The 12,489-nt window shown below is 62.1% G+C and carries 11 protein-coding genes; 7 read left to right on the top strand and 4 right to left on the bottom strand.

Translation table 11 applies throughout. The annotated features are described in order from the left end of the window. Positions 1-42 precede the first annotated feature (42 nt). From fepC to fepD, 3 genes are read right to left on the bottom strand one after another with little or no spacing between them, the layout of a single operon-like run. Positions 43-843: an iron-enterobactin ABC transporter ATP-binding protein gene (fepC, locus tag O1722_RS16880; protein WP_033486426.1), complete on the bottom strand. Its 801-nt coding sequence runs from the start codon at positions 841-843 to the stop codon at positions 43-45. Beyond that, entirely contained in the window at positions 840-1,829 is a 990-nt protein-coding gene (fepG, locus tag O1722_RS16875) for an iron-enterobactin ABC transporter permease (RefSeq protein ID WP_026094382.1), read from the bottom strand. Before fepG ends, fepC begins: the two co-directional genes overlap by 4 nt. Beyond that, a complete protein-coding gene (gene fepD, locus O1722_RS16870) occupies positions 1,829-2,833 on the bottom strand; it encodes a Fe(3+)-siderophore ABC transporter permease (protein ID WP_017382515.1) in 1,005 nt (334 codons plus the stop codon). The genes fepG and fepD overlap by 1 nt, the downstream gene beginning before the upstream one ends. A gap of 109 nt (positions 2,834-2,942) precedes the next feature. Here fepD and entS point away from each other — a divergent pair, with 109 nt between their 5' ends. Next, on the top strand, positions 2,943-4,169 hold the full coding sequence (gene entS / locus O1722_RS16865; protein WP_017382514.1) for an enterobactin transporter EntS: 1,227 nt from the start codon (positions 2,943-2,945) through the stop codon (positions 4,167-4,169). A gap of 77 nt (positions 4,170-4,246) precedes the next feature. On the opposite strand, the gene fepB is transcribed toward entS, so the two are convergent. Beyond that, the gene (fepB, locus tag O1722_RS16860) at positions 4,247-5,206 is read right to left on the bottom strand and encodes a Fe2+-enterobactin ABC transporter substrate-binding protein (RefSeq protein WP_032103091.1); all 960 of its coding nucleotides are present in this window, start codon (positions 5,204-5,206) and stop codon (positions 4,247-4,249) included. A 187-nt stretch (positions 5,207-5,393) separates the two neighbouring features. Between fepB and entC the strand changes: the two genes are divergently transcribed. From entC to cstA, 6 genes are all read left to right on the top strand, one after another. Continuing rightward, the gene (gene entC / locus O1722_RS16855; protein ID WP_017382512.1) at positions 5,394-6,569 is read left to right on the top strand and encodes an isochorismate synthase EntC; all 1,176 of its coding nucleotides are present in this window, start codon (positions 5,394-5,396) and stop codon (positions 6,567-6,569) included. A gap of 9 nt (positions 6,570-6,578) precedes the next feature. Next, entirely contained in the window at positions 6,579-8,189 is a 1,611-nt protein-coding gene (entE, locus tag O1722_RS16850; protein ID WP_033486425.1) for a (2,3-dihydroxybenzoyl)adenylate synthase EntE, read from the top strand. A gap of 10 nt (positions 8,190-8,199) precedes the next feature. Beyond that, positions 8,200-9,054 carry an isochorismatase gene (locus O1722_RS16845; protein WP_033486424.1) on the top strand — a complete coding sequence of 285 codons (855 nt, stop codon included), beginning with the start codon at positions 8,200-8,202 and terminating at the stop codon, positions 9,052-9,054. Then, positions 9,054-9,806: a 2,3-dihydro-2,3-dihydroxybenzoate dehydrogenase EntA gene (gene entA, locus O1722_RS16840; protein WP_015571174.1), complete on the top strand. Its 753-nt coding sequence runs from the start codon at positions 9,054-9,056 to the stop codon at positions 9,804-9,806. The genes O1722_RS16845 and entA overlap by 1 nt, the downstream gene beginning before the upstream one ends. Continuing rightward, complete coding sequence (entH, locus tag O1722_RS16835) at positions 9,806-10,219, top strand: proofreading thioesterase EntH (protein ID WP_015571173.1); 414 nt, start codon at positions 9,806-9,808, stop codon at positions 10,217-10,219. The genes entA and entH overlap by 1 nt, the downstream gene beginning before the upstream one ends. A gap of 149 nt (positions 10,220-10,368) precedes the next feature. Then, positions 10,369-12,474, top strand: coding sequence for a pyruvate/proton symporter CstA (gene cstA / locus O1722_RS16830; RefSeq protein WP_015571172.1), 2,106 nt, complete (start codon positions 10,369-10,371; stop codon positions 12,472-12,474). Positions 12,475-12,489: the final 15 nt, after the last annotated feature.

Here is a 12,489-nt window from a genome sequence, read left to right as displayed (position 1 = left end):
GTTTGCTCCCTCTCCCTGTGGGAGAGGGCCGGGGTGAGGGCATCAGACCGCACGCTTGCCCAACGGCACCACCAACGGCGTACCCGCCACCGGATCGTCAACAATCATGCAGCGCATGCCGTAGATCCGCGCGATCAGATCCGGCGTCACAATCTCTTTCGGCGCGCCCTGCGCCACAATCTCGCCGTCGCGCAGCGCAATCAAATGCGTAGCGTAGCGGCACGCCTGGTTTAAATCGTGCAGCACCGCTGCCAGGGTGTAGCCCTGCGTGCGGTTCAGTTCGCTCAGCAGCTCCAGCAGGTCAATCTGATGGCTGATATCCAGCCAGGTCGTCGGCTCGTCCAGCAGCATGATGGAGGTCTCCTGCGCCAGCACCATCGCGATCCACGCGCGCTGGCGCTGTCCGCCGGAGAGGGTATCGACGCTTTGCTGGGCCAGATCGGTGATGCCCGTCGCCTGCATCGCGCGCTTCACGGCCTCGTCGTCCTCCTTGCGCCAGCGGGTAAACAGCGGCTGGTGCGGATAGCGTCCGCGCGAGACCAGCTCCTGCACCGTGATATCCCCCGGCGTGGTGGCGTTTTGCGCCAGCAGCCCAATTCGGCGCGCCACCTCTTTGCTGGCGAAGCGCTGGATCTGCTCCCCGTCGAGGAACACGCTGCCCTCGACCGGCGACATCAGGCGGCTCAGCGTGCGCAGCAATGTCGATTTGCCGCAGCCGTTTGGCCCGATAATGGCGGTGAAGTGGCCGTCCGGAATGGCAACGGATAAGTCCCGGGCAATGATTTTTTTACCGTAGCCGAGGGTCAAGTTTTCGCCGCGCAAGCGGGGTGTTGAATCTGTCATTTCTTGCGTGACTCCTGAACGAGCAAGACGATGAGGTAAATCCCGCCGAGGCTGACGGTCACCACGCCCACCGGCAGTTGATAAGGCGTAAACAGCCGCTGAGCGCAGAGATCGGCGGCCAGCAGTAATACTGCGCCGCACAGCGCTGCCTGGGTTAATCCCCAGCGCGCGGTGCCGCTAAGTCGCCGCGCGATATGCGGCGCGACAAGGGCAATAAACGAGATCGGCCCGGCGATGGCGGTAGACGCTGCGGTCAGCAAGACCGCCACCAGCATCAGCATCAGGCGCGAGCGCTCTACGCTCACGCCCAGCGCGCAGGCGCTGTCGTCGCCCATCTCCAGCAGCCGCATGCGCCTGACCAGCAGCAGCGCGCCAATAAACATCAGGATAATCAGCGGCGCGGCGGGCCAGGTTTTTCCCCACGTCAGACCGTTGAGGGAACCGGCGTACCACAGCCCGGCGGAGAGTGCGGTTTCCAGCGACGCCTGTAGCAGAAGCCAGGTGTTAAACGCCATCAGCATCGCGCGGATGCCGATCCCGATGATGATCAGGCGGAAGGTGTCGATGCCGTTGCGCCAGGCCAGGGCCCAGATAAGCAGGGAGGTGAGAATGCCGCCCGCCATCGCCGTAAAGGTAATGGCCATGAGATGCTGCCCGAACAGCACCATCGCCACCAGCACGCCGCTCCACGCGCCAGTATTCAGGCCCATCACGTCCGGGCTGCCGAGGGGGTTACGCATCAGCGACTGGAATATTGCGCCGCTGACGCCGAGCGCCGCGCCAACCAGGATCGCCATCGCCACGCGCGGCAGTCGCCATTCGGTGACCACCATGGTGATGTTACGCGGCGCGCTGCCAGTGAGAGCGTGAAAGACCTGCGCGAAATCAAGCGTTACGGCACCGCTTTGCAGGCTCCAGACCGCCAGCAGCAGACTGGCGACGACCAGCAGGGCGACGCTGGTGAGTAATCGACGGGACGGGGCCATCATGCGCCACCCCCGCGTCTGCGTCGTACCAGGAAGATCAGCACCGGCGCGCCGATAAAGGCGCTGACCACCGAGACGCGCAATTCACCCGGCACCAGCAGGCGGCCCAGTACGTCGGCAAACAGCAGCAGGGCAGGGGTCGCCAGCAGCGTGACCGGCAGCGACCAGCGGTGATCCGCCCCCACCAGCCAGCGCGCCATGTGCGGCATCATCAGGCCGATGAAGGCAATCGGCCCGACGACGGCGGTCGCGCTGCCGCACAGCACGGTGATGACAAGCAGGCCCGTCAGCTGCGTGCGCGCCACGCGGTTGCCGAGGGCGGTCGCGGTGTCGCTGCCGAGGCTCAGGCTGTTGAGCGCCCGGCTTAAACACAGCGCTACGGCGGCAGAGATAAACACCGGGAATGCCACCACTTTCAGGGTATCAAGGGTACGGATATCCAGCGAACCGGCCTGCCAGAAGCGCAGCTGGTCATACACGTCCGGGTTGAGCAGGGCGATGCCGTTCGATAAGCCTTCCAGCACCGCCGCGAGCGCCACGCCCGCCAGTGTCAGACGTACCGGGCTGAGCTGTCCGCCGCCCTGGCTGCCGGTAAAGGCCACCACCAGCGAGGCGGCCAGCGCGCCGCAGAAGGCCATCACCAGCTGTTCAGATGGAGAGGTGAAACCAAACAGCGCCGCGCCGAGCACAATGGCGAAACTGGCACCAGAGTTCACGCCGAGAATGCCAGGGTCCGCCAGCGGGTTGCGGGTGAGGGTTTGCATCAGGGCACCGGCAAGCCCGAGTGCGCCACCGGCCAGCAGGCCGGCAAGGGTGCGGGGCAGGCGGGCGTCGAGCACGATAATGCAGTCGGCGCTCTGGCAGGTACCGGAGAGCGCATCGACAATAACGGACGCGGGCAGCGGCTTCGCGCCAACCAGCAAACTGAGTGCAATCGCAAGGATCAACAGCAGCAATAAAACGGGCACGGCTACGGCGCGCACCGCGGAAGAGGAAAACGACATAGCAACGTCCATGATGTGATAATGATAGTAATTATCGTTATCTATCTTATTTGGCTATGTTAGCATGTGCGCCCATGGAAATGGTAGACCGATACCTCAAGGCCTTGTCATGAATCAAAAATCCTGGCTGCTCAACCTCAGCCTGCTGAAAACGCACCCGGCGTTTCGAGCGGTTTTTATCGCCCGCTTTATCTCCATTTTATCCCTCGGCCTGCTCGGGGTCGCCGTGCCGGTACAGATCCAGACCATGACCCACTCCAGCTGGCTGGTGGGGTTATCCGTCACCTTAACCGGCGGGGCGATGTTTATCGGCCTGATGGTGGGCGGCGTGCTGGCGGACCGCTACGAGCGTAAAAAACTGATCCTGCTGGCGCGCGGCACCTGCGGGGTGGGCTTTGTCGGGCTGTGTCTGAACGCAATGCTGCCGGAGCCGTCGCTGATGGCGATTTATGCCCTGGGCCTGTGGGACGGCTTTTTTGCCTCGTTAGGCGTGACGGCGCTGCTGGCGGCCACGCCCGCGCTGGTCGGGCGCGAGAACCTGATGCAGGCGGGGGCGATCACCATGCTCACCGTGCGTCTGGGATCGGTGATTTCGCCGATGGTCGGCGGCCTGCTGCTGGCGACCGGCAACGTGGCGTGGAACTACGGCCTTGCCGCGGCGGGAACCTTTATCACCACCCTGACGCTGCTGCGTCTGCCGCTCCTGCCACCGCCGCCGCAGCCGCGCGAGCATCCGCTGAAGTCCCTGATGGCCGCGATTCGTTTTCTGTTCAGCAACCCGCTGATTGGCGGCATTGCGCTGCTCGGCGGCCTGCTGACGATGGCGAGCGCCGTGCGCGTGTTGTACCCGGCGCTGGCGGGCGAGTGGCAGATGAGCGCCTCAGAGATTGGCGTGCTGTACGCCGCCATTCCGCTCGGCGCCGCGTGCGGGGCGCTGACCAGCGGAAACCTGGCGCAGAGCGCGAGACCGGGGTTAATCATGCTGGTGGCGACGCTGGCCTCGTTTATCGCGATTGGTTTCTTCAGCCTGATGCCGGTGTGGGCGCTGGGGGTGATGTGTCTGGTGATTTTTGGCTGGCTGAGCGCGGTCAGCTCTCTTTTACAGTACACCCTGATCCAGACCCAGACGCCGGAAGGGATGCTCGGGCGCATTAATGGCCTGTGGACGGCGCAGAACGTCACGGGCGATGCGATTGGCGCAGCGATCCTCGGCGGGCTGGGGGCGATAATGACCCCGGTGGCGTCGGCGAGCAGCAGCGGGTTTGTGTTAGCCGTGGTTGGCGTAATTTTATTGGCGGTTTTGGTGGAGTTGCGTCGGTTCAGGCAGAACCTGTAGGTCGGGTAAGGCGTAGCCGCCACCCGACAAAACGCCCGGTGGCGCTGCGCTTACCGGGCCTACGGGAAACGTGCCACTTATTTAAAAATTGAATTCAAACGCTGCAACACCAACAACGCGCTGTAATAATCCAGGCGGAACGTCTCCGTTCCCAGCGCCCAGACGCGCTTGTTCTTGACCGACGGCAGATGCGCCAGCAGCGGATTGGCGTAAATCGCGTCCACGTCTTTCTGGTCGCCGGCAAACACGAACAGCCCTTCGCCGTTCAGCCCCGTCGCCAGGTTTTCCCCGCCCAGCTGAATAATGTCGTGACGCTTGCCCTGGCTTTGCGAGGTGTGCAATCCATCAGGTAACGCCGCCAGCGTGAAGCCCAGCTGGTGCAGCAGCTTGCCCTGAGCCGAGTCTGTCGTCCACAGGTTCGCCGTGTGCGCCGCGGCGGTGTAGACGATGGCGTTCACCGGCTGCGGCGGCAGCTTCATCTGCTGCTTCACCTGGGCGAGCTGTTTATCGAAGGCAGCGATGCGCTCTGCGGCCTGTGTTTCCTGCCCGGTGATCGTCCCCAGCTGGGTCAGCAGTTCCTGCCAGCTTTTGTCGTCGTAGTTAATGATAAGCGTCGGGGCGATGGCGGAAAGCTGATCGTAGAGCGCCAGCGCGGAATCCCCGCCGGTGGCGCTGATCAAAATCAGGTCCGGCATCTGGGCCGCGACGGCTTCGGCGCTCGGCTCGCCGATGTACAGCCGGGCAACCTTACGCTGTTTCGCGATATCGCCCCACTGACGTAAAAAGCCCTGTGCATCCGCCACGCGGTTGTTTGGCGTGGTGGCTCCGCTGGCAATAACCGGGGCGTCAATGGCCAGCAGGGAGCCGGTTAGGGTCACGCTGGTGGAGACAATGCGCGTCGGTTTGCTCTCAAGCGTATGAACGCCGCGGCTGTCTGTGACCTGACGCGGCCAGTCGGCGGCCGTCGCTGAGGTTAGTCCTAAAACAAAAAGTCCTGTTAAAAGAAAGGCATTACGGCAAACGGCAGGGAGTTTCACAGAGCGGCATCCTGTTTTTGTTGAAGTTAATGCTTCTCATTTTCATGATTGCGGGGAAGGTATGCAAGCGTTAGTCGCACAAGTTGTTTGCTCTGCGGTTGACACCAGGGCGATGTGGGATTAGGTTAGCCGACGAAAATATAAATGATAATCATTATTACTGCTTTTATCATTTTAGGAGGATGATATGGATACGTCATTGGCTGAGGACCTTCAGCACACCGCGACCACGCTGCAATCAGACAGCTTTTTCTTTATGTCGCCCTATCGCAGTTTTACCACGTCAGGCTGTTTTGCCCGTTTTTCTGAACCCGCCGTCGGCGGTGACGATCCGGCGGGCCCCTTTCAGCAGAAATTAGCTCAGGCTTTCCAGAATGCGAAAAACAGCGGCATTGCCCATCCGGTGATGGTAGGGGCGATCCCCTTCGATACCCGCAAACCGTCATCGCTGTTTATTCCGCAACGCTGGCAAACCTTCTCTCGCCCGGCGCGTCAGCAGTCCGCACGCTACGCCTCCGGCGCGCAGACGCTGAACGTGCAACAACGCACCGAGATCCCGCCGCAGCCGGTTTTCGAGGAGATGGTCGCCCGCGCCGCGTCGCTCACCGCCACGCCGCAGGTGAATAAGGTGGTGCTGTCGCGCCTGATTGATATCGCCACCGACAAACAGATTGATAGCAGCGCGCTGATGGAGCGTCTTATCGCCCAGAACCCGGCGAGCTTTAACTTCCACGTACCGCTGGAAGACGGCGGCGTGCTGCTGGGCGCCAGCCCGGAACTGCTGCTGCGTAAAGAGGGCGCGCACTTTAGCTCGCTGCCGCTGGCGGGCTCTGCGCGCCGTCAGCCGGACGATGTGCTGGATCGCGAAGCGGGCACTAAGCTGCTGGCCTCCGAAAAAGACCGTCACGAGCACGACCTGGTAACGCAGGCGATGAAAACCATTCTGGAACCGCGCAGCCATCATCTGACCATGCCGGCTTCCCCGCAGCTCATCACCACCCCGACGCTGTGGCATCTGGCGACGCCGGTAGAAGGTGACGCGCGTGAAAACGAGAACGCCCTGACGCTGGCCTGTCTGCTGCACCCGACGCCAGCGCTGAGCGGCTTTCCGCATCAGGCGGCAAAAGAGCTGATTGCCGAGCTGGAGCCGTTCGATCGTGAGCTGTTCGGCGGCATCGTCGGCTGGTGCGACAGCGAAGGTAACGGCGAGTGGGTGGTAACTATCCGCTGCGCGCGGCTGCATCAAAATACCGTTCGCCTGTTTGCCGGCGCGGGCATTGTGCCTGCTTCCTCTCCGGTAGGCGAGTGGCGCGAGACGGGCGTGAAGCTCTCCACCATGCTCAACGTGTTTGGTTTGCACTAAGGAATACTCATGACCATCCCTTTTACCCGCTGGCCTGAGGAGTTTGCCCGCCGCTACCGTGAAAAAGGCTACTGGCAGGATCGGCCGCTGACCCACATCCTGACGGACCATGCGGACAACGATGCGGTCGCGATAATTGACGGCGATCGCCGCATCACCTACCGCGCGTTTAATCAGGCGGTGACGAATCTGGCGTCTGTCCTTCAGGCGCAGGGGCTGCATCGCGGCGAGACCGCGCTGGTGCAGCTCGGCAACGTGGCCGAGTTCTACATCACCTTCTTCGCGCTGCTGCAAATCGGCGTCGCACCGGTCAACGCGCTCTTTAGCCATCAGCGCAGCGAACTCAACGCCTACGCGGAGCAGATCAAACCCGCCGTGCTGATTGCCGATCGCGACCACGCGCTGTTCGCGGGCGATGATTTTCTCAATACCTTTGTGGATACGCATCGCTCGGTACGCGTCGTGCTGCTGCGCGGCGATAAGGGCGAACACGCGCTGGAGGCGGCGATTGCGCGCCCGGCGGACAATTTCATCCCAAACCCGACGCCCGCCGACGAAGTGGCGTTCTTCCAGCTCTCCGGCGGCAGCACCGGCACGCCGAAGTTGATCCCGCGTACGCACAACGACTACGACTACAGCATCCGTCGCAGCAACGAAATCTGCGGAATCACTGCGCACACCCGCTATCTGAACGCGCTTCCCGCGGCGCATAACTACGCCATGAGCTCGCCGGGATCGTTAGGCGTTTTCACGGCGGGCGGCTGCGTGGTGCTGGCTAACGATCCGAGCGCCACGCTCTGCTTCCCGCTGATTGAGCAGCATCAGATAAACGTCACCTCACTGGTGCCGCCCGCGGTCAGCCTGTGGTTGCAGGCGATTGCCGACGGCGCGGGGAACGCCCAGCTGAAATCCCTCGAACTGCTCCAGGTAGGCGGCGCACGTCTCTCCGCCACGCTTGCGGCACGTATTCCGGCGGAAATTGGCTGCCAGCTTCAGCAGGTGTTTGGCATGGCGGAAGGGCTGGTGAACTACACCGCCCTCGACGATGCGCCGGAGCGCATCATTAATACCCAGGGCCGCCCGATGTGCCCGGACGATGAAGTGTGGGTGGCGGACGAGGACGGCAACCCGCTGCCGCGCGGGGAAGTCGGGCGTCTGATGACGCGCGGCCCTTACACCTTCCGCGGCTATTTCAATAGCCCGGAACACAACGCCAGCGCCTTTGATGCCAACGGTTTCTACTGCTCGGGCGATCTGATCGCCATTGATGAGCAGGGTTACATCACCGTGCAGGGGCGCGAGAAAGATCAGATCAACCGCGGTGGCGAGAAGATCGCCGCCGAAGAGATCGAAAACCTGCTGCTGCGCCACGACGCGGTGATCCACGCCGCGCTGGTGAGCATGGAGGACAGCCTGCTGGGCGAAAAAAGCTGCGCGTACCTGGTGGTGAAACAGCCCCTGCGCGCGGTGGAGGTGCGCCGCTTCCTGCGCGAGCAGGGCGTCGCCGAATTTAAGCTGCCGGACCGCGTGGAGAGCGTGGATGCGCTTCCGCTCACGCCGGTCGGCAAAGTTGATAAGAAACAGTTGCGCCTGTGGCTTGCTGAACGCGCCCGGGGCTGAGGAACAGAGAATGGCCATTCCAAAATTAACCGCATACGCGCTGCCAACCGCCGCCGAACTGCCGACCAGTAAAGTGAACTGGGCGTTTGAACCGGAGCGCGCCGCGCTGCTGATCCACGATATGCAGGAGTACTTCCTGAACTTCTGGGGCGAAAATAGCGACATGATGCGCCAGGTAGTGGCGAACATCGCTAAACTGCGCGCGTACTGCAAAGAGCACAATATTCCGGTGTACTACACCGCGCAGCCGAAAGATCAGAGCGACGAAGACCGCGCCCTGCTGAACGATATGTGGGGGCCGGGCCTGACTCGCTCGCCGGAGCAGCAGCGCATCGTCGCTGAGCTCACCCCGGACGAAGCGGACACCGTGCTGGTGAAGTGGCGCTACAGCGCGTTTCACCGCTCGCCGCTGGAGCAGATGCTGAAAGAGACCGGGCGCAACCAGCTTTTGATCACCGGCGTGTACGCCCACATCGGCTGCATGACCACCGCCACCGACGCCTTTATGCGCGACATCAAACCGTTCTTTATCGCCGACGCGCTGGCGGATTTCACCCGCGACGAGCACCTGATGTCGCTGAAATACGTGGCAGGACGTTCGGGCCGCGTGGTGATGACCGACGAACTGCTGCCGTCCGTTCCGGCAACGAAAGCCGCGCTGCGTGAGCTGATCCTGCCGCTGCTGGACGAGTCCGACGAGCCGATGGATGACGAAAACCTGATCGACTACGGTCTGGATTCAGTGAGGATGATGGCGCTGGCCGCCCGCTGGCGCAAAGTGCACGGCGACATTGATTTCGTGATGCTGGCAAAAAATCCGACCCTCGATGCCTGGTGGGCGCTGCTCTCCCGCGAGGTGAAGTGATGGCTTTTGATTTCACCGGTAAAACGGTCTGGGTGACGGGCGCGGGTAAGGGCATTGGTTATGCGACCGCGCTGGCATTTGTGGAGGCCGGGGCGCAGGTGACCGGGTTCGATCTGGCTTTCCCTCACGGCGAATATCCGTTTGCCACCGAAACGCTGGACGTGGCGGATGCGGCGCAGGCGAGTGACGTCTGCGGGCGTTTGCTCAGCAGCCTTGAGCGGCTCGATGTGCTGGTTAACGCGGCGGGCATTCTGCGTATGGGCGCGACGGATCAGCTCTCGCAGGAGGACTGGCAGCAGACCTTTGCGGTCAACGTCGGCGGCGCGTTCAACCTGTTCCAGCAGACGATGGGCCAGTTCCGTCATCAGCAGGGGGGGGCGATTGTGACGGTGGCCTCTGACGCGGCGCACACGCCGCGCATCGGCATGAGCGCCTACGGCGCGTCGAAAGCGGCGCTGAAAAGCCTGGCGCTGACCGTCGGGCTGGAACTGGCGGGCAGCGGCGTACGCTGTAACCTGGTGTCGCCGGGTTCAACGGATACCGACATGCAGCGCACCCTGTGGACCAGCGATGATGCGGAACAGCGGCGCATTCGCGGCTTTGGTGAGCAGTTCAAGCTCGGCATTCCGCTCGGTAAAATTGCCCGTCCACAGGAGATTGCTGCGACCGTGCTGTTCCTGGCATCCGATGCCGCCAGCCATATCACCTTGCAGGATATCGTGGTGGACGGCGGCTCCACGCTGGGGGCGTAATGATCTGGAAACGTCATTTAACGCTCGAGGAGCTGAACGCCACCAGCCTGAATACGATGGTGGGGCACCTTGGCATCGTCTATACCCGCCTCGGGGACGATACGCTGGAAGCGGAGATGCCGGTGGATGCCCGCACCCACCAGCCGTTTGGCCTGCTGCATGGCGGCGCCTCGGCGGCGCTGGCGGAAACGCTGGGCTCAATGGCCGGTTTTCTGATGACCCGTGACGGGCAGAACGTGGTGGGCACGGAACTGAATGCCACGCACCACCGCGCGGTCTCTCACGGTAAGGTACGCGGCGTGTGTCAGCCGCTGCATCTGGGCCGTTCCAGCCAGAGCTGGGAGATCGTGGTGTTCGACGAGCAGGGGCGGCGGTGCTGTACCTGTCGGTTGAGTACGATGGTGTTGGGGTAAGTCATTCAGCTGAAAGTGATCGGCTTAACACTGTGGTGTAAATCTCTGGTTTGACCACGCATTATTGCGTTTCAAAGTTGTTAAATTTTATCCGTTGTTCTAGAAACAAAATGTAACATCTCACTGTTTCACAACAACGGACAACAACTATGAACAACTCAGGGAAATACCTTACGTGGGCGGTGCTCTCCGTGGTGGGAGCCTTTGCCCTGGGCTATATCGCCCTCAACCGGGGGGAGCAGATCAACGCGCTGTGGATCGTCGTCGCCTCCGTCTGCATTTATCTGATCGCATACCGTTTTTATGGCCGCTATATCGCTAAGACGGTACTGGGCGTAGACGGCACGCGCATGACGCCGGCCGTGCGTCATAACGACGGTCTGGACTACGTGCCGACCGATAAAAAAGTGCTGTTCGGTCACCATTTCGCGGCGATTGCCGGGGCAGGCCCGCTGGTGGGGCCGGTACTGGCCGCGCAGATGGGCTACCTGCCAGGGATGATCTGGATCCTCGCGGGGGTGGTGCTGGCGGGCGCGGTGCAGGACTTCATGGTGCTGTTCGTCTCCACCCGCCGCGACGGTCGTTCGCTGGGTGAGCTGGTGAAAGAGGAGATGGGCGCAACCGCCGGGGTGATTGCGCTGGTGGCGACCTTTATGATCATGGTGATCATCCTCGCGGTGCTGGCGATGATCGTGGTGAAAGCCTTGACCCACAGCCCGTGGGGAACCTATACCGTCGCCTTCACCATTCCGCTGGCGCTGTTTATGGGGATCTATATCCGCTATCTGCGTCCGGGGCGCATTGGTGAAGTTTCAGTTATTGGCCTGGTGTTCCTGGTGTTTGCCATTATCTCCGGCGGCTGGGTAGCGGAAAGCCCGACCTGGGCGCCGTTCTTCGACTTCACCGGCGTGCAGCTGACCTGGATGCTGGTGGGCTATGGCTTTGTGGCGGCGGTGCTGCCGGTGTGGCTGCTGCTGGCCCCGCGTGACTACCTCTCCACCTTCCTGAAAATCGGCACCATCGTCGGGCTGGCGATCGGCATTCTGATTATGCGCCCGACCCTGACCATGCCTGCGCTGACCAAATTTATTGACGGCACCGGCCCGGTCTGGACCGGCAACCTGTTCCCGTTCCTGTTTATCACCATCGCTTGTGGGGCGGTGTCGGGCTTCCACGCGCTGATTGCCTCCGGGACCACGCCGAAGATGCTGGCGAATGAAAATCAGGCCTGCCTGATTGGCTACGGCGGCATGCTGATGGAATCCTTCGTGGCGATTATGGCGCTGGTTTCGGCCTGTATTATTGACCCGGGCGTTTACTTTGCGATGAACAGCCCAATGGCGGTACTGGCCCCGGCCGGCACCGTTGACGTGGTTGCCTCTGCCGCGCAGGTGGTCAGCGGCTGGGGCTTTGCGATTACCCCTGAAACGTTGACGCATATCGCTAATGAGGTCGGCGAGCAGTCAATTATCTCCCGCGCAGGCGGGGCGCCAACGCTGGCGGTGGGCATGGCCTACATTCTGCACGGCGCGCTGGGCGGGCTGATGGATGTCTCGTTCTGGTATCACTTCGCCATTCTGTTCGAGGCGCTGTTTATTCTGACGGCGGTGGATGCCGGTACGCGTGCGGCGCGCTTTATGTTGCAGGATCTGCTGGGGGTGATCTCCCCGAACCTGAAGCGTACCGATTCACTCCCGGCTAACCTGCTGGCGACGGCGCTGTGCGTGCTGGCGTGGGGCTACTTCCTGCATCAGGGCGTGGTCGACCCGCTGGGCGGGATTAACACCCTGTGGCCGCTGTTCGGTATCGCCAACCAGATGCTGGCGGGCATGGCCCTGATGCTCTGCGCGGTAGTTCTGTTCAAGATGAAGCGCCAGCGTTACGCATGGGTGGCGCTGGTGCCAACGGCGTGGCTGCTGATCTGTACCCTGACCGCGGGCTGGCAGAAAGCCTTCAGCCCGGACAATAAGGTGGGCTTCCTGGCGATCGCCAACAAGTTCCAGGCGATGATCGACAGCGGTAAGATCCCGGCACAGTACACCGAATCTCAACTGTCGCAGCTGGTGTTTAACAACCGTCTGGACGCCGGGCTGACCATCTTCTTTATGGTGGTGGTTGTGGTGCTGGCGTTGTATTCTCTGAAAACCGCGCTGGCGGCGTTGAAAGTCGACAAACCGACGGCGAAAGAGACGCCGTATGAGCCAATGCCTGAGAACCTGGACGAGATTGTCACCCAGGCGAAAGGGGCGCATTAACCCGTGTGCCGGGTG

Source organism: Enterobacter cloacae complex sp. HYC003_NIDB (assembly GCF_056673375.1).
This window is presented reverse-complemented; position numbering and strand designations above follow the sequence as displayed.